Annotated in this window: 18 protein-coding genes and 1 pseudogene; 12 read left to right on the top strand and 7 right to left on the bottom strand. The window is 61.3% G+C overall.

What is annotated here, in order from left to right:
* The first annotated feature begins 133 nt into the window (after positions 1–133).
* Positions 134–946: an IS1595 family transposase gene (locus LAN64_07220; GenBank protein ID MBZ5567628.1), complete on the top strand. Its 813-nt coding sequence runs from the start codon at positions 134–136 to the stop codon at positions 944–946.
* A 349-nt stretch (positions 947–1,295) separates the two neighbouring features.
* Here the strand turns inward: LAN64_07220 and LAN64_07225 are convergent, their stop codons facing one another.
* Positions 1,296–2,729 (bottom strand): peptidase dimerization domain-containing protein, encoded by a 1,434-nt coding sequence (locus LAN64_07225; GenBank protein MBZ5567629.1) that lies wholly within the window; start codon positions 2,727–2,729, stop codon positions 1,296–1,298.
* A 964-nt stretch (positions 2,730–3,693) separates the two neighbouring features.
* On the opposite strand from LAN64_07225, the gene LAN64_07230 reads away from it, so the two are divergent.
* Positions 3,694–5,220 (top strand): insulinase family protein, encoded by a 1,527-nt coding sequence (locus tag LAN64_07230; protein MBZ5567630.1) that lies wholly within the window; start codon positions 3,694–3,696, stop codon positions 5,218–5,220.
* Entirely contained in the window at positions 5,220–7,469 is a 2,250-nt protein-coding gene (locus LAN64_07235; GenBank protein ID MBZ5567631.1) for an insulinase family protein, read from the top strand. Before LAN64_07230 ends, LAN64_07235 begins: the two co-directional genes overlap by 1 nt.
* 36 nt (positions 7,470–7,505) lie before the next feature.
* Here the strand turns inward: LAN64_07235 and LAN64_07240 are convergent, their stop codons facing one another.
* The gene (locus tag LAN64_07240) at positions 7,506–9,176 is read right to left on the bottom strand and encodes a ribonuclease J (GenBank protein ID MBZ5567632.1); all 1,671 of its coding nucleotides are present in this window, start codon (positions 9,174–9,176) and stop codon (positions 7,506–7,508) included.
* Between the two features lie 165 nt (positions 9,177–9,341).
* Between LAN64_07240 and LAN64_07245 the strand changes: the two genes are divergently transcribed.
* Positions 9,342–10,031 carry an EcsC family protein gene (locus tag LAN64_07245; protein MBZ5567633.1) on the top strand — a complete coding sequence of 230 codons (690 nt, stop codon included), beginning with the start codon at positions 9,342–9,344 and terminating at the stop codon, positions 10,029–10,031.
* A 193-nt stretch (positions 10,032–10,224) separates the two neighbouring features.
* On the opposite strand, the gene LAN64_07250 is transcribed toward LAN64_07245, so the two are convergent.
* Positions 10,225–11,289, bottom strand: a complete 1,065-nt coding sequence (locus LAN64_07250; GenBank protein ID MBZ5567634.1) for a radical SAM protein — start codon at positions 11,287–11,289, stop codon at positions 10,225–10,227.
* Positions 11,290–11,505: 216 nt separating this feature from the next.
* Between LAN64_07250 and LAN64_07255 the strand changes: the two genes are divergently transcribed.
* The 4 genes from LAN64_07255 (at position 11,506) to LAN64_07270 (ending at position 17,043) form a co-directional block, all read left to right on the top strand.
* Positions 11,506–12,477, top strand: a complete 972-nt coding sequence (locus LAN64_07255) for a threonine/serine dehydratase (protein MBZ5567635.1) — start codon at positions 11,506–11,508, stop codon at positions 12,475–12,477.
* Between the two features lie 129 nt (positions 12,478–12,606).
* On the top strand, positions 12,607–13,551 hold the full coding sequence (locus LAN64_07260; GenBank protein MBZ5567636.1) for a hypothetical protein: 945 nt from the start codon (positions 12,607–12,609) through the stop codon (positions 13,549–13,551).
* Between the two features lie 69 nt (positions 13,552–13,620).
* The gene (locus tag LAN64_07265) at positions 13,621–14,511 is read left to right on the top strand and encodes an undecaprenyl-diphosphate phosphatase (protein ID MBZ5567637.1); all 891 of its coding nucleotides are present in this window, start codon (positions 13,621–13,623) and stop codon (positions 14,509–14,511) included.
* Positions 14,512–14,688: 177 nt separating this feature from the next.
* Entirely contained in the window at positions 14,689–17,043 is a 2,355-nt protein-coding gene (locus LAN64_07270; protein ID MBZ5567638.1) for a DNA translocase FtsK 4TM domain-containing protein, read from the top strand.
* An 88-nt stretch (positions 17,044–17,131) separates the two neighbouring features.
* Here LAN64_07270 and LAN64_07275 read toward each other — a convergent pair whose 3' ends face one another.
* Positions 17,132–17,671, bottom strand: coding sequence for a hypothetical protein (locus LAN64_07275; GenBank protein MBZ5567639.1), 540 nt, complete (start codon positions 17,669–17,671; stop codon positions 17,132–17,134).
* Between the two features lie 535 nt (positions 17,672–18,206).
* Here LAN64_07275 and LAN64_07280 point away from each other — a divergent pair.
* From LAN64_07280 to LAN64_07295, 4 genes and pseudogenes are all read left to right on the top strand, one after another.
* Positions 18,207–18,401, top strand: coding sequence for a hypothetical protein (locus LAN64_07280; GenBank protein MBZ5567640.1), 195 nt, complete (start codon positions 18,207–18,209; stop codon positions 18,399–18,401).
* A 376-nt stretch (positions 18,402–18,777) separates the two neighbouring features.
* Complete coding sequence (locus LAN64_07285; GenBank protein MBZ5567641.1) at positions 18,778–19,821, top strand: energy transducer TonB; 1,044 nt, start codon at positions 18,778–18,780, stop codon at positions 19,819–19,821.
* A 61-nt stretch (positions 19,822–19,882) separates the two neighbouring features.
* Complete coding sequence (locus LAN64_07290) at positions 19,883–21,583, top strand: M48 family metalloprotease (GenBank protein ID MBZ5567642.1); 1,701 nt, start codon at positions 19,883–19,885, stop codon at positions 21,581–21,583.
* A gap of 224 nt (positions 21,584–21,807) precedes the next feature.
* Positions 21,808–21,912: pseudogene (locus LAN64_07295) on the top strand (transposase).
* A gap of 193 nt (positions 21,913–22,105) precedes the next feature.
* On the opposite strand, the gene LAN64_07300 reads toward LAN64_07295, so the two are convergent.
* The 3 genes from LAN64_07300 to LAN64_07310 form a co-directional block, all read right to left on the bottom strand.
* Complete coding sequence (locus LAN64_07300) at positions 22,106–22,579, bottom strand: hypothetical protein (GenBank protein ID MBZ5567643.1); 474 nt, start codon at positions 22,577–22,579, stop codon at positions 22,106–22,108.
* Between the two features lie 590 nt (positions 22,580–23,169).
* Positions 23,170–23,472, bottom strand: a complete 303-nt coding sequence (locus LAN64_07305) for a HigA family addiction module antidote protein (protein ID MBZ5567644.1) — start codon at positions 23,470–23,472, stop codon at positions 23,170–23,172.
* Between the two features lie 6 nt (positions 23,473–23,478).
* Positions 23,479–23,757: a type II toxin-antitoxin system RelE/ParE family toxin gene (locus LAN64_07310; GenBank protein ID MBZ5567645.1), complete on the bottom strand. Its 279-nt coding sequence runs from the start codon at positions 23,755–23,757 to the stop codon at positions 23,479–23,481.
* Positions 23,758–24,193: the final 436 nt, after the last annotated feature.

Raw genomic sequence — 24,193 nt, forward strand, 5'->3', positions numbered from 1 at the left:
TTCACTTGACACAAATACGGCCTCGGTGTAGCATGTGGGGCATGCTGAAAACGGCACTAATCACATTGGCTTGCGCAATCGCCGTGATGTTGTTGACCAAGGTGATGTTCGATCTGCGCAAAGGCGGTCCAAAATGAACATCCGCGAAGCAACCGCGAAATTCAAGACGGACGACGATTGCTTGACCTACATCGAGCAAATGCGCTGGCCTGATGGCACCGTGCGCTGCCCAACATGCGGCGATCATAACGTCGAGAAGTATGAACGCCCTGTGACCAATCCTGATCGCCGCCGCTCTAAGACCCGCTCCGAAGACAAGACCAATCGCCGGAAGTGGTTTTACATTTGCCGCAACTCCGATTGCCGTGAGCAGTTCTCGCCAACGTCGGGCACGCTATTTGCTGACACACATCTGCCGCTGATAGTTTGGTTCCACGCCATTGCAATCATGCTAAACGCGAAGAGGGGTATCAGCGCGATGCAACTCCAGCGCGACCTGGGCATCGGCGGTTACAAGACCGCCTGGTATCTGAATCATCGAATCCGTGAGGCCATGCAGGAATCGAATCCTGAACAGCTCGGCGGCACGGTAGAAATCGACGAGACGTACATTGGCGGCCGAATCAAGGGCAAGGGAGTTAGCTACGCGAAGGCGCAGAAGCAGGTTGTCAGGGGCGCTGTGCAGCGTGGCGGCCAGGCTCGGTTTCGGCACGTTTCCAATGCCCAGATAGAGACGATTCGCGGATTCGTCACCGCTCACATTAGCCCCGAAACTGAGAACGTCTATACCGACCAACGCGGCGTTTACCCTTCGGCACTTGCGCCGCAGTTCACAAACCGTCACCAGACCGTGAACTACATCATCGCCGAGTACGCGCGGGGAGACATGACGGCCAACAGCGTCGAATCCGCGTTTTCATTGCGCAAGCGTGGCGTGACAGGCTAGTTCCACAAACTCTAAGTCAGGCACCTGCATCGCTATCTGCGGAAACATCGGCACAACGATGCTGACCCCTTCATTGAGACAGTGCGGCGGCTCTGCGGCTTCGCGCCTCTGACGATTACCGCGCTGACTTCCGAGAAAGCTTAGGCTTCGCCTGGGCCTTCTTGCCAGCCTTTATCTCCGCCGTTTTCTGCGGTGGAGTGTGCAGCATCCGCGATAGAACGGCGTCGAATTGACCCTTATCGGCTTTCATGTTTTTCCCGGACCCACGTCCATTGGCAGTGCTCAAAAAATGTGCGGCGGTCCTTGTTGAGAATGGCTGCTGCCGCGCGCTGATTCGCCGGTTCTGCAACTACTTCGGCTCCGCCACATTCGGCACCGTGTACACCATCCGCAGCGCCGCCTGGTATTCGTCAAACAAGCCGCGGATGGTGTCGAACTCGCGCTTCACCGCCGTCCGGTAATCCGGGTGCGTGGCAAAGTCGAACAAGACCGCCGTCATGGTTTCCGCATCCACCACGAACCCGTGATGCCCGATCTCCTGCAGCGCATCAGCTTCCATTTCATAGGTGTGGTTGGACGAATTCGAGGTTTGCGTCGTCACCTCCACCCCCGGTACCGCGCTCGACAGGCTGCCCGTCTCCTCGTACCCTTCCGGCTTCTCCGGTTCGGGAGTCACCGCGGTTGCTCCGTACTTGACCATGTAGGCAAAGGCAAGCTCCGACAATGTCGCCACCGAAATGCCGTCGCGCGAATGGCCGTAGTCTTCAATCTTCACTTTTGTCCCGGTGGCCAGCGCTGCGCCACGCGCCGCATCGTCCACCATCCTCTTGACCTGCGCGACGTACACCGCATCCGGATAGCGCACCCAGATGTCGGCGACGGCGCGATCCGGCGTCACGTTGGGCGCCGCGCCGCCTTCGGTAATAATCCCCTGGATCCGCGTCTCCGGCCGCACGCTCGAGCGGATAGCATCGATGTTGTTGAATAGGTGGATCACGCCCTCCAGCGCGTTGCGTCCGTTCCAGGACGTCAACTGGTGCGCCGGCGCGCCACTGAAAATGTATTTCACCGCATCGATGTTCATGCAGCAGGTTCCAAAGCCCGGCGCCGGCCGCGATGTCCGCATCACCGAGTGGCTGCGCACGACAACATCCATCCCGTTAAACACGCCCGCTTCGAACATCTGCGTTTTGGCTTCCGGCGGCATGATCTCCTCGCCCGGCGTGCCGAACACCACCACGCTCCCGGGCGACTTCGTGCGCTGCAGGTACTCCGCCATGGCCAGCGCGGTGGCGATCCCCACCGGGCCTTGTGCGCTGTGCTGGTCGCCATGGAAGGGTCCCTTGGTTCCGCGCAACGCGTCATATTCAAGGATCACGCCCAGGTTGGGCCTGCCGTTGTTCCCTTTCCAGCGTCCCACGAACGCCGTTTCCAGCCCGCCAACTCCCATCTGCACCTCGAAGCCGTGCGCGCGCAGGTAGTCGGTCAACACCTGCACCGAGCGCTTCTCCTTAAATCCGATCTCCGGGTGGGTGGTGATGTCGTCGCACATGGCGAGCAGATCTTTCTCCATCAGCTCGCGGGCGCGCGCGACCACCTTGTCGCGCTCTGGATTCGGCGCAGTAAGCCTCTTCACCATGGCAGGAACGTCGAGCGACTTTTCCAGGGTCGCGATCTTCTGCACCACGTCACGCGCCGCCTCGCGCTCGGTCGCGGTTTCCTGGGCCGCGCATAGCGGACTCAACAGAGCAGCCAGAGCCAGACAGCCGATGACATGCCGCATCTTAGGAAATCTCCTCGGTGAAGTTGGCGGTAGAGCTTATCATTCGGTGGGATAAGCTAGAGTTCGATCATGTGACATGTTATCTAGAAAGGTATTATCGCAGCGCGGTGAGCGTTGCGGCCCCCTCCCCATCCCAAGACGCAGAACCAATAACTTGCGCACGGTATACCTGCAGGTAACCCACGGTAACCGTGAGGTGGCGCAGTTAACCGATAAGATAACGTTTGTGTGTGGCCGGAAGGTGATTTTGTTATCCAATAACTAAACAATGGGTTGTAAAGACACTACAACCCACGCCTCTACGTAAGGATACCCATGATTGGGGGAAGATGTCTGTGACAAGCGCGGAAAATTTGCTGTGTGTTATGTACGCTTTGCAGATTCGAGAACAGTAGTCAGAAACGACCCACCCTGTCTCGCACCGTCACTCCGTTTCGGGGTGGGCGCTTCCCGGCGAGACAAGGGTGGGGCAACCTCGACAGGAGGTGCGGCGGAAAGGGTGAGCCAGCACCCCATCCTCATATCAACCTCCCTGAAAATAGGAGGGTCCCAATTGCCGGGTTATTAAGGAAGGAGCAGCCCGTTTCGAACAAAAATCTTTTTTTGTTCTAGATTCGGAACAAGCATCGGATTTCGCAGAGTGACATGGAAACGACCTACATTCGCTAAGACGGGACAAATCTGGGGCTGGGTTCTGCCGTCCCTGCAGGACTCGGGTCTCTTAATCTTTCGAGTTTTCCCGGACTCCCGTGCCGGGCTGGGTTCTGTCGTCGCTGCGCGACTCGGGGTGACGTAGCTTCGATTGTTATTCTCCATCCTCCAGTACTTCAACCTGGATGGAGGAACCGCACCTTCCGGATTCTTGCCCAAGCAGCTTGACGTCACCGACTCCGGACTCCGTTTGACAGCCATTTTCGCCGCAGCGTAACGTTTTTAGGTTTGTTGCCAGGTGCACGGAGGTTTCATGAGAAGGCTCGCCCGGCTATTTGCCTTTCTCTTCTTTATTGCCGTTCCACTCCTCTCACAGGACATTGCTTCGTTCGAGAAGCGCATCACCGTGCGCAAGCTGCCCAACGGCCTCACCCTGCTGGTCATGGAGCGTCCCGAGGCTCCGGTGTTCTCCGCCTTCACGCTGGTGGACGCCGGCTCGGTGCAAGATCCCAAGGACGAAACCGGCCTGGCCCACATGTTCGAGCACATGGCCTTCAAGGGAACGAGGGCCATCGGCACCACCAACTGGCCGGCGGAGAAAGTCGCGCTGGAAAGAGTCGAGCAGGCTTATGCCGCCTACATTCGGGAGGCGGAGCGGCGCATCGGCCGCGATGAGAAGAAGGTCGCCGAGCTCGAGAAAGCCTGGCAGGACGCCATCCAGCAAGCCGGCAAGTACGTGGAGCGCAATGCCTACCCGCAGATCATCGAGGACAACGGCGGCGTCGGGATGAATGCCCAGACCAGCGACGACCAGACTGTCTACTACTATTCCTTTCCGGCGAACCGATTTCAACTCTGGGCTTATCTGGAATCGGACCGCTTCGTCGAGCCGGTCATGCGCGAGTTCTACAAGGAGCGTGACGTGGTGTTCGAAGAGCGCCGCATGAGCACCGAGAGCAGTCCCTTCGGCCGCTTGTACGAACAATTCATTGCGACCGCATTCCTGGCGCATCCCTACCACCGCCCGACCATCGGCTGGGCGTCCGATCTCCACCGCTTCTCCGCCACCGACGCCGAGCGATTCTTCCGCACCTACTACGTTCCCGGGAACATGGTGGTCGCCGCCGTGGGCGACATCAAGAGCGAACAGGCACTGCCGATTCTCGAGAAATATTTTGGCCGACTGGCGAAGGCGCCGCAGCCGATCGAGAATCCCACCCTCGAACCGCCGCAGCGCGCCGAGCGCCGGGTCGTGCTCACGGAAGCCACACAGCCGATTTATATCGAGGGCTACCACCGCCCGGACTATCGGGATCCCGACGACGTGGTCTACGACGCCATCTCCGACATCCTGTCCAACGGGCGCACCTCGCGTCTGTACCGCTCCCTGGTGCGCGACAAGAAGATCGCCGCCGATTCCGCCGGCTTCAGTGGCTGGCCCGGGGTCAAGTATCCCCACTTGTTCGCCTTCTATGCCGTGCCGACGCCCGGGCACAGCAACGACGAAGTCCGCGACGCCATCCGCGCCGAAATCGAGCGCCTGAAGACCTCCGACGTCAGCGACGAAGAACTCGCCATGTTCAAGACGAGAGCCAGGGCCGACCTCATCCGCAGCCTCGGCAACAATTCCGGCCTTGCCGCGCAACTCGCCACCTTCCAGGCACGCTTCGGCGACTGGCGTGAGCTTTTCCGCCAGCTCGATCGCTACGACAAGGTCACCAAGGCCGACATTCGCCGCGTCGCCGCCAAAACGTTTGTTCCCGAAAACCGCACCGTCGGCATCATCGAAAGCACCAAGATGGCAGGCGCTGCACCAGCCCCGAAGTCGGAGGAGAAATGATGACTCGCAGATTCCTCCGCGGCACGTCCGTTCTCATCTTCATCCCTGCTTTCCTCGCCAGCGCACTGTTGGCACAAACCGCAGCGCAAAAACCCGCTGGCGCCCAAACCACTCAGCCTCCCAGCGGCGTGAAGTCGCAAAAGCCGGGCGCCGGCGGCCCGCCGGCCGCGTGGAAGCAGATCCCGATCCCGCCGCTGCCGGCGTTTCATCCGCAGGAACCCAAGCGCATCCAGCTTTCCAACGGCATGGTGATTTTCCTTCAGGAGGACCACGAGCTGCCGATCGTCGGCGGATTCATGCGCGTCCGCGGAGGCTCCATCTCGGAACCTGCGAGCAAGGTCGGGCTGATCGATGTCTACGGCGAAGTGTGGCGCACCGGCGGCACCACCAACCGGTCCGGCGATCAGCTCGACGACTTTCTCGAAACCCGTGCCGCCAAAGTCGAGACCGGTGGCGGCTCGCAATCCACCACCATCTCGTTTAATTGCCTGAAAGATAAGTTGGACGAGGTCTTTCCAGTTTTCCTGGAACTGCTGCGCCAGCCCGCGTTCCGCGCGGACAAAATCGAGCTGGCAAAGACGCAGTTGGAGACTGGAATCGCCCGCCGCAATGACGACATCGGAGAAATCGCCGGGCGCGAATCGTCTCGGCTGGGCTATGGCCGCGACAATCCCTATGCCCGCATTCCCGAGTACTCCACCGTCGCCGCCATCACGCGCGACGATCTTTTGAAATGGCACCAGACTTACGTCCATCCCAACAACATCATCCTTGGCATTTATGGCGACTTCGATCCTGCCGCCATGGAGCGGCGCCTGCGTCAGGCATTCGAGTCCTGGGAAAGTGCGCCCGTATCTTACAAGCTCGCTGTTCCCTTCCATGAACCGAAGCCCGGCATCTTTTTCATCGAGAAGTCCGACGTCACCCAGAGCGAGATCCGCATGGTGAAGCTCGGCATCGCGCGCAACAACCCCGACTACTTCGCAGTCGAAGTGATGAACGAAGTTCTCGGCGGCGGCTTCTCCTCCCGCCTGTTCAAGAGCATCCGCACGGAAAAAGGATTGGCGTATTCGGTGGGCGGCGGCATCGGCGCTGCCTTCGACCATCCCGGCATGGCGCGCTTCAGTATGGGCACCAAGAGCCCCAGCACGGTGGAAGCCATCCAGGCGCTGCGCTCCGAACTGGAGGGCATGCTGACCCGGCCCGCCACCGGGCAGGAGGTGCGCGAAGCCAAGGACGCGATCCTGAACCGCTTCATCTTCAACTTCGATTCCAAGGACAAAGTCCTCGGCGAGCGCATGCTCTACGAGTTCTACGGCTATCCCGCCGACTTCCTGGAGCGCTTCCGCGCCGGGATTGAGAAGACCACGCCCGCCGACGTAAACGCCGTCGCGCGCAAGTACATTCATCCGGAACAGTTCGCCGTTCTCGTCGTCGGCAACGCAGAGCAGTTCGGCAAGCCGCTATCTTCACTCGGCCCGGTGACGCCCATTGACATCACCATTCCCGCGCCCGGCGCCTCGCCCAGTGCCGGCGCCGGCCAGCCCACGCAGTCGGACCCGAAGGCCCGTGCGCTGGTGGAAAAATTTGTCAATGCCGTCGGCGGGGGCGCCAAGCTCGCCGGCGTGAAGGCGCTGCACCAGGTCGTATTGGCTACCCAGCACACGCCGCAGGGTTCCATGACCCTCACCAACGACATCACCATCCAGTTCCCCGACAAACTGCGCGCCGCCGTCACCGCCGAACAGCTTCCCGGCCAGATGCTGGTGGTGGTCAGTCCCACCAGCGCCTTCATGAGCATGCCCGGAGCGGGCACGCGCGACATGCCCTCCTCCCTCAAGCAGAACCGGCTGAACTCGCTCAAGCGCGACTGGCTCCCGCTGGCCCAGCATGCCGCTGATCCGGCATACGTTTTCACGCTCGGCGGCACGCAGAAGGTGGGCGGCGCCGAGGCGCAGGTCGTCAACATTTTCGGGAGCGGCGTGTCTGTGAAGTGGGCGCTGGACCCGCAGAGCAGCCGGTTATTGCGGGCTTCCTATGACGACGTCGGGCAGCGCGGGCCGGTGCAGCGCGCGATTGATTATTCGGACTGGCGCCCGGTGGACGGGCTCACTGTGCCTTTCCAGCGCGCCATCACCGAAAACGGCGAGCCCAGCGCAACCGAGCAGATCCAGAAGTACGACATCAATCCGCCGATTGACGACAAGCTGTTTGACAGGCCGGCGGATGCGCCTGCGCCCGCGAAGTAGGGTGCGCGCCCGCTGAGACCGAAACTGAAACTGAAACTAGATCTCCAGGATTACCGGCATGATCAGCGGCCGGCGTGAGGTGTTCTTCACGATGAAGCGCTTCAGATCCTGGCGGATCTTTTCCTTGATGACGCCCCAGTCGCGCTTCTCTTCCTCGGTCGAGTGTTCCAGCGTGTCCATGATAATCTGCCGCGCCTCGGTCATGAAGCCGTTATCCGCGCTCGCCGCCGCGAAGCCGCGCATCACGATTTCCGGCGCCGACTCGATCTGTCCGGTCAGCTTGTTGATCGCGATGATCGGCAGCACGATCCCGTCCTCGCTCAAGTGGCGCCGGTCTTTGATAATGAGGTCCTCGACCACGTCCCCGCGCGAGCCGGAATCAATGCACACTCGTCCCACCGTCACGCGTCCGGCCTTGCGCGCGCCCAATTCGTCGAATTCCAGCACGTCGCCGCTCTCGATCATCATCACCGACCCCACGGCTCCCAGCATGCTCCCCGCCATATCCGCGTGACGCTTGAGCTGCCGGTACTCGCCGTGGATCGGGATGAAATAACGCGGCTTCACCAGGTTGATCAGCAGCTTCAACTCTTCCCGACTGGCGTGGCCGCTGACGTGCACCGGCGGTTGCGAACCGTCTTCGTAAATCACGCGCGCCCCGCGGCGGTACAGGTGGTCAATCATCCGGTAGATGGATTTTTCGTTCCCCGGGATGATGCGCGACGACAGCACCACCGTGTCGCCGGGCTCGATCTTGGCGTGCTTGTGATTGTCCACCGCCGCGCGCGACAGCCCCGACATCGGCTCGCCCTGCGTCCCGCTGATCAGCACCATCACCCGCTCCGGCGGGAAAGTCTTGATCTCGCCGGGATGAATCAGCAGCCCGTCTGGCACTTCGATATACCCGAGGTCCTGCGCGATCTCGGTTGATTCGTTCATACTGCGACCCACCAGGGCCACCTTGCGCCGGTGCTGGTACGCCATCTCCATGGCCAGCTTGATGCGATGGATGGAGGACGAAAAACATGAGATGAACAGCCGCCGCGGCGCGCGCGCGAACACTTCGTCAAACCTTCGTCCCACCGCGCGCTCGCTCGGCGTGTACCCGGGCCGTTCCACGTTGGTTGAATCCTGGAACAGCGCCAGCACGCCTTGCTTGCCGTATTCGGCGAACGTGTGCAGGTCGAACAGTTTGTGGTCGGTGGGTGTGGGATCAACCTTGAAGTCGCCGGTGTGGATGATCACGCCCAGCGGCGTGTGGATCGCCAGCGCCACGCAATCCACCAGCGAATGCGTCACGTGGATGGGCATGATCTTGAAGGGCCCGAGGCTGACAAGTTCGCCCGCCCGCATCTCGATCAGCGTCGCATTGTCCAGCAGTCCGTGCTCGTCGAGCTTGTCCTCCACGTATGCCAGCGTGAACTCGGTGCCGTACACCGGCACGTTTAATTCGGTCAAAATCCAGGGCAGCGCGCCGATGTGGTCCTCGTGCCCATGGGTCAGCACGATGGCCTTCACCTGCTTGCGGTTCTGGATCAGGTAGCTGATGTCGGGGACAACAATGTCCACCCCGAGCAGTTCCATCTCGGGGAACATCAAGCCGGCGTCAATCACGACGATGTCATCGCCCCAACGCAGGGCCATGCAGTTCATCCCGAACTCGCCGAGTCCGCCGAGCGGCACGACCTGGAGTTTTCCCGTAGGCATGTGTCAGCTTCCGATGCTAGCACGTCCATGCGTTGATCAGGGCACGACTTCCAGTGTGCCGCGAAACCATGGGAAGGGCGCGTCACCTCTCGATGTGTTGGAGCGGGTTCGCCCTGGACCGCGTCGGACTACCGACTTCCCTCTTCCCGTGTATCCTTTGAAGTAATGCAAGAGCAGAAAAAATCCTGGCTCCGCCTGCGCGTCGAAGACGGCCTGCGCCGCGGCCTCACCCAGGCGTACGAAACTGTCAGAGTGGACCCGCAGAACTTCCTGGTGCAACTGCGCACCGGCTACGGCCTGCCGATCAGCACCTACGACGGCGTGTTCTCCGTCTCCGAGGAGCAACTCGACCGCATCGCCATTGACGTCATCCTCTCCGGGATGAAAATTGCCGCCGTTGAAGGTGCGGGCTTGGGTCTTGGCGGGCCGCTCACCATTGTTCCGGACCTGAGCATTCTTGCCGGCATTACCATTCGCACCGTCCAGAAGCTCAGCCTGATCTACGGTTTCCAATATGCCACCGATGCCGAAGTGGCCGACCTCTGGGTCGCCGCCGCCAGCGCCGCCGGCGTGGATATCAGCCGAGAATTACTGGAGAAGGAAGTGGTGAACCGCTTCGTGCCTCGCGTCATTCAGCGCATCGCCGTGCAGGCCAGCGGCGAAATCGTGGAACGTTGGGCCGGACGGCTCATCCCCGTCGTCAGCTCCGCCATCGGCGCCACCCTCAACTACTACTTCGTCCGCACCTGGGGCCGTCGTGCCATGACCCACTTCCGTCAGAAACACGACGCTCGCCGCAGCAGCCTCGCGCTTGCGCAGCCGATCACGTTGAACGCGCTGCCGCCCTACTCGTGATTGGCTCATGCCAACCTTCGCGCAGGCGTCGCACGTAATCATCCGCCGGCTCGGTGGCCCACAGGTCTTTTCCTGAACCCACCAACATTAGGAGTGGGTCGGACTCGACAGCCATCCAGACTTCGTCAGCGATGTTGACCATGCGGCCCTCGAACAGGACTAGGAAACTGTACGAATTCGCTCCGAGGGCTATTCAGAACAATCGCATCTGCTCCTCGAACAAGGGCGGTTCCGAAAGGCTGACCGAACGCACCGCCTTTGCCCGCGGCACCGCGCACTGCTCGCCCGCTTCCCTGTCCAGCCGATCGCGATCCGACTGCGTCCCGATTCCGTGCTTCTGGCGCAATCTTGCCATGAGCTGAGAAATTCTCTTTCGATACGCCGGCCCCAAGTACGCGCGCTCTCCGTAACGCTCGCGATAGTTCCGCACCAGGTGCGGAAACTCCTTCTCCAGCCACGGCAGGAAGATGGCCGCCGAGCACGGCTTCAGGAACAGCGGATTGGCGAAGATGTACCGTCCGCCCGCCTCCTTGGTCGCCTTCACCAACGCATCCAGGTCGCGTGCCGAATCGGTGATCCCCGGAATCACCGGCGCGCAGATCACTCCCGCCGGCACGCCCGCCTGGTTCAGCTTTTGCAGCGCTTTCATCCGCAGATCGGGACGCGGCGCCCTCGGCTCCAAAATCCGCGCCAGGTCCGAGTTCAGCGTCGTGATCGTCAGGTTGACAAACAGCTTGTTGCGCCTCGCCACCTGGCACAGCAACTCCGCATCGCGCAACACTAAGTCTGACTTGGTCACGATGCCGATGTCCCTTCCGCACTGCTCGGCGAAAACCTCAAGGATGGCCCGGGTTACGCCGAAATGGCGCTCTGCCGGTTGATACGGATCCGTCGCCGTCCCGATCGCAATCTCCTCCCCGGGCTTCACTTTTCGCAGATCGCGAGTGAGCAACTCCGCCGCCCGCTGCTTGACGTAAATCTTGCGCTCGAATTCCACTCCGTCGCGCATCTCCATGAACTCATGCGTATAGCGCGCGTAGCAGTACTTGCACGCGAACTCGCATCCGCGATACGGATTGATGGTCCAGGTAAACGGCATGCGCGGCGCCGTGCAGCGGTTCAGCAGCGACCGGGCCGCCAGTGTGAAGAACTCGACCTCGTGACCCTGCGAGATTGATTTGCCCTCGGCCGCCAGCCGCGCAATCCCCACCAAAGACGACGGGGACTCGCACGGGTCGAGCAGGGGAAGTGAACTCATGGGAAACCAGGAGCGAAGATATTCGCCTTTTCTTCGCTGTCTTAGATTAACTGCGCCGCGCTCGGGTTGTCAAATTCGAACCGCGAAGGGAGGGTGCCGGACTTAAGGTCCGAAACCGAGGAAAGGGTCCATTGGCATTGTCTCGGGCCTTGGCGTCCTTCGCGTCGTCTGCGGTTCAATGTTTTTTCCTGGGACGCAAATATAATCATCCATTTCATGGTCACACTCGACGACATCACCCTGGCCGCATCCCGCCTGCGCGGAACCGCGATCCGCACACCGCTTATCCCGTGGCCTCAGCAACAATTCGGCCGCGAACTTTACCTGAAACCGGAAAGCCTGCAGCCGATCGGCTCCTTCAAGCTCCGTGGCGCCTACAACAAAATCGCCTCGCTCTCCGAGGGCGAACGCCGGCGCGGCGTCATCAGCTACTCCAGCGGCAACCACGCGCAGGGCGTCGCTTACGCCGCGCGCACCCTCGGCGTGAGTTCCGTCATCGTCATGCCGGGCAACGCGCCGCAAATCAAAATCGACAGCACGCGCGCCCTCGGCGCCGAAATTGTTTTCGTCGGCCCCGCCAGCTCCGAACGCAAAGCGAAAGCGGAAGACCTCGCGCGCGAACATGGCTACGTCATCATCCCACCCTACAACGACGAAAAGATCATCGCCGGCGCCGGTACCGCCGGTCTGGAGATCTTTGCCGACCTCCCCGACGCCGAAACCGTCCTTGTTCCCGTCGGCGGTGGCGGTCTCATAAGCGGCGTCGCCGCGGCGCTCAAGCTCAGCGGCTCGAAAGCGAAAATTATCGGCGTCGAACCCGAACTCGCCGCCGACGCCCAGGCCAGTTTCCGCTCCGGTCGCATTGTCGAATTCTCGGCTGACCAAACCTCGCGCACCCTCGCCGACGGCCTCCGCACCCAGTCGGTCGGCGCAATTAATTTCGAGCATATCCGCCGCTTCGTGGATGACATCGTCACCGTCACCGAATCCGAAATGCTCGACGCCGTGCGCGGCCTCGCCCTGGACGCCAAGCTTGTCGCCGAACCCAGCGGCGCCGTCACCTTTGCCGCCTTCCTCTTTCGCAATCTTCCTGCCGCGCAAAAAACCGTCGCCGTCATCAGCGGCGGCAACATCGACCCCGCCATGCTTGCCCGTGTGTTGTCCGAGCCCCACTCGGCACCGCATTGACCATATTTTCTTGCTCGGGCTCTCGCATGCCGCCCTCGGCTCCCGCTCCGCACCTTCGGTGATTCCCCTGCGTTCTCTGCGGTGATCCTGGGCTGCTAGAATCACACTCACTCGCAGGAGTCACTTGCAATGAAGCATCGCCTCCTTCTCCTTGCAACCGTGCTCGCCATCACGCCTGTCTGCTTCGGCGCCGCCCAACGTGGCGTCATGGTCCGCGCCGCGCAGATCTACCTCTCGCCCGATTCCTCCTCTGCCAAGATCGCCAACATCGACCGCGGACGCGAAGTCGCCGTGCTGGAAAGATCGCGCGACTGGGCCCACGTCCTCGCCACCCTCGCCGAACCCACCGACTCGACCGAAGGCCGCGACGTTAGCGGCTGGATGCTCGACAAGGGCATCGTCCACTCCTCAACTGCTAACGGCGACCGCATCCTTTTCGGCGAAGCCGTCGGCTGCGAGCAGGAAGCCGGGCGCCGCGGCGGGCGTCGCGGCGCCGATAAAGATGCCTTCCGCCTCTACTATCGCGCCGCCGAATATTTCCCGCAGTCGCCGCTGGCCGGCGAAGCCCTCTACCGCGCCGCCGACATCCGCTGGCAGATCGATCGCGCCGACATCTTCGGCCGCCCCTCCGGCCGCTCCGGCGACCCGCGCAACCGTCTCTACGGTATTGACGAAGACCTGATGAAGCAGGTGATCAAGAAATTCCCGCATACCAAATGGGCCGACCTCGCCGCTTATCAACTGCTGGATAACAAGCTTTGCGGCGACTGGCAGGGCGAATCCAAGTGTCCGGAAAAAGAAGCCGAGGTTTACGAGAAGTACGCCGTCGAGCACCCGCAGTCGCCGCGTGCGCCGGAAGCCTTGTTCAACGCCGCCTTCCGCCGCGCCGCGCTCATCGAGCTCTACAAGAATGAGGGCAAGTCGAACCACATCGGTGAAGCCAAAGCCCAGGCCGCCGCGCTGGCCCAACGCGTCATCGCCAATTTTCCGCAAAGCGATTGGGCCGATCGCGCCCAAACCCTGTTATATAAATTGGACCAGGGAATCGCCACCTACGGCACCGGGGTGGAGTGAACGCTTTCTCGTGGATTTGTCGTTCCGGGAGCAGCGCGGAATCTTGCTTTTCTTGATCACGGAGACGCTTTGAACGACTACCTGCTCGCAGTCCTGCTCGGCATCGTTGAAGGCCTCACCGAATTTCTTCCTGTCAGCTCCACGGCGCACCTGCGCATAAGCGAAGCCCTTCTCGGCATGGATCTCGCCAACGGCTACTGGAAGATGTTTTCCATCGTCATTCAGCTCGGCGCCATTGTTTGCCTGCCCATCTATTTTCGGCGCCGCATTGCCGACTTCCTCTCCACGTTCCCGCACGGCATCGGCAACCGCCGTTCCGTCCTCGAGCATCCGGTCACGCTCACTCTGGCCGCCTTCGTCTGCACCGCCGGCCCCGCGTTTCTTCTGACCAAGGTGATCGGCAAGCATCTGGAAAGCCTTTTCATCATGGCTTCCGCGCTGATCATCGGCGGCATCGTGATGTGGGTAGTTGACGTCCTCTACGACCGGCGCCGCGAACGCTTCACCTCCCTCGGTCACCGCACCGACTCCATGGAGCAAGTGTCTCTCCCGCAATCCATCTGGATCGGCGCCTGTCAAGTCCTGTCTGCCGTCTTCCCCGGCACCTCGCGTTCCATGGCCACCATCGCCGCCGGACAGGTTGTCGGCATGTCGCGCGCCGCAGCTCTCGAATTCTCCTTCTTCCTATCCATCCCCACCATGATCGCCGCCACCGGCTATGACCTCCTGAAATCGCTGCGTCACAAGCCCGGCGTCGGCGGTGAAATCGGTGTAGCTCCCGCCGACCTCCATCAATGGATCGTGCTGGCCATCGGATTCGTGGTCTCGTTCATCGTCGCCTATCTGGTCGTTGCCTGGTTCATGCGATGGGTTCGCCGCCGCGGCTTTGTCCCATTCGCCGTGTACCGCATCCTGGTCGGCGCCGCCATCCTCGCCTGGGCCCTCAAATCCGCCGGCTAAGTCTTGAGACGCCCTACGAACCTGGGTTCTTGGCCATCGCAAACGAGTCGTAAGACCTGCTTGCCTCATGCCTCTAGCTACTTCTTCGATTACCGCATCGAAAATTCACCCCCTAGACCCTCAATTTCTGCCATAATTGCCGTGCTCTGGCGTGGTCGCGTCTCGCGATACGCCTACATGAAGTTTTTCTCCCAGGGCTTCTCCCCGACGGGCAATCGCCGGCTCAATGAGCTGGTAGGCTTTCTTTTGCTTGTCTCCGCGCTCCTCCTATTCCTCGCCATCGCGTCTTATTCGCCGCTTGATCCGTCATTCAACACCGCGTCCGCTCCGCTCCCCTCAGTTCCCTCGCGCAACTGGATCGGCATCGCCGGGGCCTACGGCAGCGACCTCCTGCTGCAGTTCGCCGGGCTCGCCGCGTTCGTGATTCCCTTGTACGTCGGCACGCTCGGCGCACGCTGGTTCCGCTCGCGCAAGATCGAGTCCCCGGGCGCGCGCGTCCTCGGCGCCTGCTCGCTGCTGATCTTCTCCGCCGCCCTACTCGCGCTCTTGCCCTGGCACTGGCGCTGGTTGCACGCCATTCCCATTGAAGGTCTGCTCGGACGCATCGTCGGCGACGCCCTCATCCACTATTTCAATCTGGCCGGCGCCTACTTGATCTCGCTCAGCGCCATCGCCGTCGCGCTGTATCTCTCGACCGCCTTCTCCTTCGGCGCGCTCCGCCTCTGGCTGGAAACGCGCTTCGCCTTCGCCTTTGCTCTGCGTGACCGCTTCCAGGACTGGCGTGCCGCTCGCGCCAAAGTGAAAGCCCTGAAGCAACTGGAGAAGCGGCGCGCGCAGCGCCCCGTGGTCAGCGCGGAACTGGTACCCGCCAGACGCGCGCCGGTCGAGCCGGTGAGAACCGGCATCGAGAAGGAACTGGAAGCCGCGGCCGCGGAACCGCCGTCCGCCGCGCCTGTGCCCCACGCCGACGACATGGCCCTGGTTCCCGAAGTTACCTCGCGCGCCGACAGCGCTCAAAAGGCCAAGACCACCATGCCGCGCATCGCCGGCGGCTTCAAGCTGCCCTCCAGCGCGCTCCTCCACCGTCCCGACGAGCAGCAGGTCATCGACGAGGAAGAACTCAAGACGCTTGCCACCGTGCTCACGGAAAAATGCGCCGAGTTCGAAGTCCACGGCCACGTCACCCAGATCAATCCCGGCCCCGTCGTCACCACCTTCGAGCTCAAGCCCGAAGCCGGCATCAAGTACAGTCGCATCACCAGCCTGTGTGACGACCTCTGCCTGGCACTGCGTGCCGAGAGCATCCTCATTGAGCGCATGCCGGGCAAGTCCACGGTCGGCATTCAGGTCCCGAACCGCGAGCGCGAGACCATCTGGCTGCGCGAGTGCGTCGAGTCGCAGGAATTCCTCGCCAACAAGTCCAAGCTGACGATTTCCCTCGGCAAGGACATCAACGGCCGCATCGTGGTCGCCGACCTCGCCACCATGCCGCACCTGCTGATCGCGGGCTCCACCGGCTCCGGCAAGAGCGTGGCCATCAACGCCATGATCATGTCCATGCTCTACAAGGCCACGCCGGAGCAGGTTCGCCTCATCCTGGTGGACCCGAAGCGCCTCGAACTCGGCGTCTACGAAGGCGTGCCCCACTTGTACACGCCGATCATCACCGAGCCCAAGCTCGCCGCCAACGCGCTGCGCAACGCCGTACGCGAAATGGAGCGCCGCCTCAAGCTGCTCGCCGAAAAAGGCGTGCGCAACGTTGACCAATTCAACAAGCTGTTCGAAGGCGACGCCACCCCCAGCCTCTTCGAAGACGAAGAACGCGAGGGCCCCATCCCTTACATCGTCATTGTCATCGACGAACTCGCCGACCTCATGATGCTCGACGGCAACAACGTCGAGGAATCCGTCACCCGTCTGGCGCAGATGGCGCGCGCCGTCGGCATCCACCTTGTGCTCGCCACGCAGCGCCCCTCGGTGGACGTCATCACCGGCCTCATCAAGGCCAATTTCCCCGCGCGCATCTCCTTCCGCGTCGCTACCAAGGTCGATTCGCGCACCATTCTCGACGCCAACGGCGCCGAAGCCCTGCTCGGACGTGGCGATATGCTCTATCTGCCCTCCGGCTCGGCGCGCGTTCATCGCCTGCACGCGCCTCTTGTTACCGAGAAGGAAATCGCTGCCGCCGTCGAGTTCTGGAAATCGCAGGCCCTGGCGCAGTATCAGGAAAAATTCCTCGAAGCGCCCAAGGACGAGAACGGCAAGGCCGAAGCCGGCAGTGCCGGTAGTTCAGAAAGTGGCGAGGATGAAAACGATGAACTCTTCGAAGATGCCGTGCGACTTGTCCTGGAGTTCGGGAAGGCCAGCACTTCCCTACTGCAGCGCCGTTTGCGTATCGGCTACGGACGCGCCGCTCATCTCATCGACCTCATGGAACGCGACGGCATCGTCGGCGCCGCCGACGGACCCAAGCCCCGCGAAGTGCTCAAGCGCCCCGGCTGGATCGACGAAATCGAACAGTCCCTCCGCTGACGGACATCCTCGGCCTTGATCGGAGCGAAGTCGAGAGGCGGCCGCGGCCACTCCCGGCCGCCGTCCCCCGACAAAAGCAGAACTACTTTCAGAACCGGAACACGATTCCCGCCGAGTACCGGAAATCGTTCTGCGTGGTGCTGCCGAACCGCGTCATCAGGTAATCGAATTGCCCAATACGCACAGCGAAATTTTTCACCCCGACATCAACGCCACCTCCCAATGCCATGGCGAATGAATTGCGGCTGTCACTGAAGGGGGCCCCCGATGGGTCTGACCCCGATTCCGAAAAGCGCGCTACCCCGAACAGCGCGTGCGCGAACGGTGTGAACCTATCCGAACTATGCGACGAGACCGTCGGCCCGAACATAAAGGTGTGCTGTTTCAGGCTGTCCCCGAGCGTCGACTTGTACGCGCCGCTGAAATCTCCGGTGACGCCCAGCCAGTGGTTCACGTTTCCGGTCACAGCGGCATTCCACCCGTTGAAGTTTAATCCGGGTGTGCCACTGCCGAAGTTCAAGCGCGTGTACTGGTAGCCGCCGAACACCTCTGCTTTCGAATAGTCCTGGCACAACATCGGGACAGATATCGCCATGACGACGATTGCGACTCCCAACAGCTTCTTCATCTCTTAACCTCCCGGGTTCTGTTCTCCAAATTGTTGGTGCTGCGAACATCCACTTTGGCGAAGGGCGCGCCACCGCTCTAGGAACACGAAAACAGCGGCATGGTTGCGCGCCCTGGGATGAAATCCTGCCGTTGCCGCCACGCTTAGTACCGCATTGGGAGTAAGTATCCTCCGGCAGAGCCGGAGGCTTTACGGGTCGCGGGCCCCTCAAAGGGGCCTGATCGCGACCCAAAGTCAAAACCGCTCGCTCCAGGCAGTACGGGTGCAAGCTGTGCGCTTGCAAAACCGCCACGCACACGCTGCTCAATCGCACGCGCAAACAATGCGACGGCATACTCCCGGAACTGTCAAACTTTGGGAGCCTCCCCGGCAGAGCCGGGGGAACTCCTAGTTGCATTAGTACCGCATTGGGACTAGTTTCAGTTGTGAATGGCTGCCGATCGTGTGAATGCAACTGTGAGCACTTGATTCCACCTTCCCTAGCGTGTAGAACAAGTGCGTACTGGCAATTCACTGCTCGCGACCAGGAGCTCCCATGTCCGCACCCAGCCGCCGTCCCGAGATCCGCCGCCGCCGCACCCGCAAGGCCAAGATCAATGCCCTCCGCCGCCGCTACGCCGCCGCCAAGTCCGACGCTGATCGCAACCAGATTTTCGCGCGCGTCAAACTCCTCTCCCCCACCATTACGGTCGAGGAATTCACGGCTCCGATGCAGTCCTCAGGAAGATAGTTCCTGTGCTTTGTCGTTCTTACACACTCAACGCAGGTTCCCGTCCTAGGGTGCAGCGATGTGGGATTAAGGTGGCACTCCACATTCATCCCGCGCACGGCCTGCAAGCCCTCAGCCTGTATGTACTAAACGATTAACCAAGAAACGCGCTACCCACGCCATTCACCGCATCTCCGTTGCACTTCTCACATCAGGGACTCATCGCTATGTTTTACTGGACAGTAAATAGAGACGGAACTCCCCTTTTTTCCGCCGATCAGTGCAGCTACTTTCGTTATGCTCGTGGCAGTTGTCGTGCGGCAGCGCCGATGGTACTTTGTGGCCTGCAACCAAGTTCAGCTACTTGGCTTCCAAAGGAAGGCGCCACGTGCTAAAAATGAGCAGCCTGAATACGAACATCGCTCCCATGTTCGCCGGACTGCCCTCGGGGCCGAAGCGGCGTAACGCATTTGCCATCAGCTTCGTGCTCCAGGCTCTCGGCGTCGTCGTGCTTGTGCAGCTTGGCTTGATCCAGCCCGCGGCAATCATCCAGAAGCACCAATACGTTTGGGTCTCGCTGGCGCCGCCTCCGCCGGTGAACCACGAGCCGCAAAAGGTTCCGCCAAAACTGCTCGCCGCAGCCAAGGCCAGGGTTGAACGAGCGGAGGTCGCCAAGCTGGAACCGCCCAAGATCGAAGTCCCGGCGCGCAAGCCCGACATCCCCGAAGTCAAGCCGGAGGTTGTGAAACCCGGGTCGACTTTCCCCACGGTCGCCGCCGAACGGCCTTCGCCCAGGCCGGCGCCGCAGGTGAAGGCGGGTGTGTTTTCGACGGGAAGTTCGGCCACGCCCACTACGCTGCTGCCCGCGAGCAAAGTGCAGACCGGGGGTTTTGGCGATCCCAACGGCGTTCCTGCCGGCCACAACACCAGCGGACGCGTGAACATCGCCGCGCTGGGCTCGTTTGATCTCCCGCAAGGCAGCGGTTACGGCAACGGAACCGGCGGAAGCCGCGGCGCGCGCGGAGTCGTCATCAGCACTGGCTTCGGCAATGGCGTCGCCACCGGCAACGGCAGCCTCGGCGCCCGCAGCACAGCTACGGTCAAGCCAGCTGGCTTCGCCGCCGTCGAGCCAGTGAAGCAGACCGCTCATCGCGTCGAAGAACCCAAGGCCGACATCGCGCCCGTCCAGATTCTTTCCAAGCCGACGCCCGGCTACACCGCGGAAGCTCGTGCCGCCCGCGTCGAAGGAGAAGTCCTGCTCGAAGTCGTATTCACCGCCTCCGGCAAGCTGCACGTGATTCGGGTCGTGCGCAGCCTCGGTCATGGACTCGACGAGTCGGCCATCCGTGCCGCCGAGCAGATTCGTTACAAACCCGCAACCCGCGGCGGTTCGCCCGTCGATTCCACCGCGACGTTGCACATCCTTTTTCAGATGGCCTGAGGTTGGCCAGCCGACAGGCTTGCGCGCATCCCCAAGCGACGGAAGCCGGGTAAGGAGCTCCATGCGGATTCATAAGTTACTGTTCCCAGCCTTGGTGCTGTGCATCGCCCTACCGCTGTTGGCAGGCGAAGACGATTCCAAGACCAGCAACTCCCTGCAAACGGCGCCGAGCGGCCAGGCAGTCTCGTTCGACCAGGCGGTGAACCGCGCCATCGAGCGCGAGAAGGCGACCCTGCAGGAGCTACGCAAATACGCGCCCGTCGTCGAGACCTACATCCAGAACATGCGTCCGGACCCGGAGCTTGGCTACGTGCCCGACAAGGACACCTACTTCCTCGGGCGCATGGACATGAGCAACGGTGCCCGCCGCGACAAGTCCTTCATGCCGCAGCCCGGTTTCGTACAGTCCGTCCTGGGCAAGATGACCCAGTTCTACTCCCTCAAGTACCTGCCGCTGGGCTTCATGCAGATGGTTGTCATGGACGACACCAGCTTTGACCGCGCGCACTACGACTTCAAGTTCGTGCGCCGCGAATTCCTCGGCGATGTGCGGTGCCTGGTGATTGATGTCAGCCCCAAGAAGAATGCCGGCAAGGGACGCTTCCTGGGCCGCATCTGGGTGGAGGACCAAGACTACAACATCGTCCGCCTCAACGGCACCTATGGTGAGGCGCCGCACTTCGCCACCTATCTGCATTTCGATAGCTGGCGCCTCAACATGCGCCCTGGACTATGGCTGCCCGCCTACGTTTACAGCGAAGAGTCCGGCCTACCCAACCATCTGGTGAAGACCGTAGCCTTCAAATCGCAGACCCGCCTCTGGGGCTACGACCAGGCGCATATCGGCCATCACGATGAGTTCTCCACCATCACCGTCGACTCGCCTCGCGTCAAGGACGAGAGCGAGTCCGCACAGGACGCTTCACCGGTGCAGGCGCAGCGCGCCTGGATGCGCATGGCGGAAACCAACGTTCTGGATCGCCTCGAAGTCGCTGGCCTGCTGGCCCCTTCCGGTGATGTGGATAAGGTTCTGGAAACGGTCATCAACAACCTGGAGATCACCAACAACCTCAACATCCAGCCGGACGTTCACGCCCGCGTGCTGCTGACCGCGCCGCTGGAGTCCATGACCATCGGCCACACCATCGTGCTTAGCCGCGGCTTGATAGACGTCCTGCCCGACGAGGCATCGCTGGCCGCCGTGCTCGCCCACGAGCTGGCGCACATCACGCTCGGTCACGAGATGGACTCCAAGTACGCCTTCAGCGACCGCGTGATGTTTCCTGACGAGCGCACCTTCAGGCTTTTGCACATGCACCGCAGCGAGCGCGATGAAGCCGAGGCCGATACCAAGGCCATCGCCCTGCTCCGCAACTCGCCCTACAAGGACAAGCTGGGCAACGCCGGCCTCTTCCTGGAAGCGCTGAAGGCGCGGCAAAAGGATCTTCCGAACCTGCTGCAAGCGCATCTTGGCAACAGCCTGGAGTTGAAGAGCGGTCTGCGCATGTCCGAGCTGATGAGCGGCGCGCCGCAACTGCAGGCAAAGAGCCTGGACCAGATTGCCGCGCTGCCCCTGGGCGCTCGCGTGCGCCTGGATCCCTGGTCGGACAAGATCGAGATGACCAAGAGCAACCGCGTGCCGCTGGTTTCGGTGCGTGAAAAGATGCCGTTCGAGGTCACGCCCGTGTTTCCTTACATCACCCGTTACACGGCGGAAGACAAAGCCAAGGTCGCCGCCGCCACCGGTACTCCGCAACAGTAGGCCAAGGTCCGCTTGGTTAGCTTGCCTGCCCTATCGCTTTCCGCATGAGCGATAGGGCAGTTTCTTGGGGCGCGATTTTTGAAAAAGGAAAAAGTAAGTGCTTCGCGCCGAGCCGGTGACAACAATTGTCAATCGGGTGTCCCCTCTCCCCCCTGTCTTGTGGAATCAACGACATACGTATAGATACCTGCAGGTTACCTGAGGTAACCTTAACGGTCCTGACTTTGTTCGACGCGCGGCGCAAGATCGCGGCCTGGAAAAAGGAGTACAACGAACAACGGCCGCATAGTTCATTGGGATATCTCACGCCGGCCGAGTTTGCGCGACGATGGTCCGCTTCGCCTACCTGGCCAACCAGTACCGCCGAGTCGGACCGGCGTCAAGGCAACCCTGCGGGCTCGCTGTGCTCGGCCTTGACTCCGGCCCGCCTCGGCGAAGAAGAATTCCATCAGGAAGGCGAAGCGAAAGAAAAAGGTGAGCTGGAGTTTTCGTAGTTGAAGCCGTGCGGAAATTGGGGGCAGGTCACGTGGGCGCGGCTCCGTATTCAGCAAGGTAGCTTTCCAAAAAACGTCGTCCCGCCGTCGTGTCTCCGATTTCAAGGGACAATTGACCAGCGTTGTATGCAAAAACCGGATATTTAAAGATGTTCCAAGCGGCGGTCGTGAAGAAGAGTGCTCGGCGAGTGTCACGGACTTCTTGGTAATGATCGGCTATTTTAGCGAGAGCCGTGCCCCAGCAGGCCGCCCGAGCTTCAGGATGGAATTTGATGGGTTCTCCTCCGGCGGACTCATGCCATTCCTGAAGGCGTTTGAGTAAGTCGTTGAAATTAAACCTTTCCTCCTTCGTCAGTGAGGAGACAATAGATTCGGCACTGGTGGATGGTGGCATGAACAGGTCGCCATAGTCTCCCCTGTAGTCCAAGGAAGCACTAGGTGGGTTAGAATCCTGACCGCTTTCACCAACCCGTTGCTTGGTAAACCAATCGCGTAGTCCCATAAAGGCGCTCCTGCTTGTACCGATTCGATAACGGCAACTCTCTCGCCCCGTGTCCTGCCAGTTTCGCCGGAAGGCGCGGCAGACGAGTCAGCCCACGCTGGCGACGGACGACCGTCCCAATTCGCAAGCCCCCGGGCGGCAAGAATCGCTGCCGAGATCGGCAGTCAATTATCTCTCGCACCGTGGCGGTCTCCCGATTGCGCCGCGTACGAGGGCCAGAAACTCCTCCCCGGTGAAGGGCCTTCAGCAGGTATCCATCGGCTCCGCTCTGCTTCTACGCGCTCGATACGTTGAAATCGTAGAAGCGCGCTGCCAGAAATGATCCGCTGCCCAGATTCGCTATTCCCACCCTTCGAACAGCACGAAGGGTGGGGCACCCACCGTTTGCTCACGAGGAGGACCGCTCATTTGCGGGGAAGGTTTCGGGCTTGGAGCTGACGCTGGATGCGTTCCACCGTCTCCGTTCGCAGCACTGGCACATCCGTTGCTGCCTTCGCGACAAGCAGCCGGCCTTTCCACTCAAGCGTCACCGGTAGTGGCTGCGGCTCGGAGGGCCGGTTCTTCATACGTCGTCTCTTCATTTTGCACCGTTACGCCGTCGCCAAGTCCCTTCTCCTGACGTGAGGAAATGGGCGAATCTTTGGCGTCTTCGATCTCTTCGCTTGCCAGAGGTCATGCTGGAGCTGCATCTTCAGCCAGAATTCCGGCGAGGTGCCGAGTGCGCCGGAGAGCCTTAGCGACATCGCGGCCGAGATGCCGGCGCGTCCGTTCACGATGCGCGACAGGTGTGCCCGTGTCACACGCAGTCGCTGAGCCGCCTCCGCAATGGTCATATCACCGAGATAGTCACGCAAGACTTCTCCCGGATGCGCTGGATTGAAGATCATCCTCAAACCTCCCTAGTGATAGTCCTGGTAATCCACATCGACCGCGTCTTCCCCGGCGAATGCGAATGTCAGCCGCCAGTTGCCGCTCACGCTCACTGACCAATGTCCGGCCAAATCGCCCTTGAGAAGATGAAGGTCGTATCCGGGTGCATTCATGTCCTCGGGTCGGCTCGCAACATCCAGCGCGGTCAATAGTCTTCTAAGCCGCGCAGCATGATTCGGCTGAATACCTGCCTTGGAGCCTGTTTCAGCAAACTTCCGTAGGCCCTTGTGCCGGTAGCTGTGAATCACTCGTATACTGTATGCGTACACTATACATAAAGCAAGCAGTAAGCGTTGCGCCCTGCTCCCCATTCGCGACATCTATCCCGATTACCTAATTTGGGGACGAAGCGTGGTCCGGTTGCTCCTGGCCGGCGTTTTCTACGGGCTGCGGCCGCGCTCCGCCGGATAATCCGCGGCGTCCAGCCAAACACGTCCCGTTTTCGGAATGTTCCGATTTCAGAACAGGAGAGCGATCTTTGCGCGCAGGCCCAGTCCTCATCGGTATCGTCATTCTTGGAAGACTACCTCGGACGCCGAGCGCGTCCCCTAGCAGCCCGTGGTGTAAGTAGCTGAATTTCGGCACGGGCAGCGGCGTACTCGGTTGCGTGAGTTCGCCAAGTTTTTCGCGCGGGACATCGAGATTCCACTTCTGCACGGCCGATTCCGATCTTCCCGGCGCGGG

The organism is Terriglobia bacterium (assembly GCA_020073185.1).
In the GTDB taxonomy this organism is placed as follows: domain Bacteria; phylum Acidobacteriota; class Terriglobia; order Terriglobales; family Acidobacteriaceae; genus JAIQGF01.

Excerpts from the sequence above, each read along its gene's own strand:
- LAN64_07255 (MBZ5567635.1), top strand. The coding sequence starts at position 11,506 with ATGGTCACACTCGACGACATCACCCTGGCCGCATCCCGCCTGCGCGGA.
- LAN64_07270 (MBZ5567638.1), top strand. The coding sequence starts at position 14,689 with ATGAAGTTTTTCTCCCAGGGCTTCTCCCCGACGGGCAATCGCCGGCTC.
- LAN64_07235 (MBZ5567631.1), top strand. The coding sequence starts at position 5,220 with ATGACTCGCAGATTCCTCCGCGGCACGTCCGTTCTCATCTTCATCCCT.
- LAN64_07230 (MBZ5567630.1), top strand. The coding sequence starts at position 3,694 with ATGAGAAGGCTCGCCCGGCTATTTGCCTTTCTCTTCTTTATTGCCGTT.
- LAN64_07245 (MBZ5567633.1), top strand. The coding sequence starts at position 9,342 with ATGCAAGAGCAGAAAAAATCCTGGCTCCGCCTGCGCGTCGAAGACGGC.
- LAN64_07280 (MBZ5567640.1), top strand. The coding sequence starts at position 18,207 with ATGTCCGCACCCAGCCGCCGTCCCGAGATCCGCCGCCGCCGCACCCGC.
- LAN64_07240 (MBZ5567632.1), bottom strand. The coding sequence starts at position 9,176 with ATGCCTACGGGAAAACTCCAGGTCGTGCCGCTCGGCGGACTCGGCGAG.
- LAN64_07300 (MBZ5567643.1), bottom strand. The coding sequence starts at position 22,579 with ATGGGACTACGCGATTGGTTTACCAAGCAACGGGTTGGTGAAAGCGGT.
- LAN64_07225 (MBZ5567629.1), bottom strand. The coding sequence starts at position 2,729 with ATGCGGCATGTCATCGGCTGTCTGGCTCTGGCTGCTCTGTTGAGTCCG.
- LAN64_07260 (MBZ5567636.1), top strand. The coding sequence starts at position 12,607 with ATGAAGCATCGCCTCCTTCTCCTTGCAACCGTGCTCGCCATCACGCCT.
- LAN64_07285 (MBZ5567641.1), top strand. The coding sequence starts at position 18,778 with ATGAGCAGCCTGAATACGAACATCGCTCCCATGTTCGCCGGACTGCCC.
- LAN64_07275 (MBZ5567639.1), bottom strand. The coding sequence starts at position 17,671 with ATGAAGAAGCTGTTGGGAGTCGCAATCGTCGTCATGGCGATATCTGTC.
- LAN64_07220 (MBZ5567628.1), top strand. The coding sequence starts at position 134 with ATGAACATCCGCGAAGCAACCGCGAAATTCAAGACGGACGACGATTGC.
- LAN64_07250 (MBZ5567634.1), bottom strand. The coding sequence starts at position 11,289 with ATGAGTTCACTTCCCCTGCTCGACCCGTGCGAGTCCCCGTCGTCTTTG.
- LAN64_07290 (MBZ5567642.1), top strand. The coding sequence starts at position 19,883 with ATGCGGATTCATAAGTTACTGTTCCCAGCCTTGGTGCTGTGCATCGCC.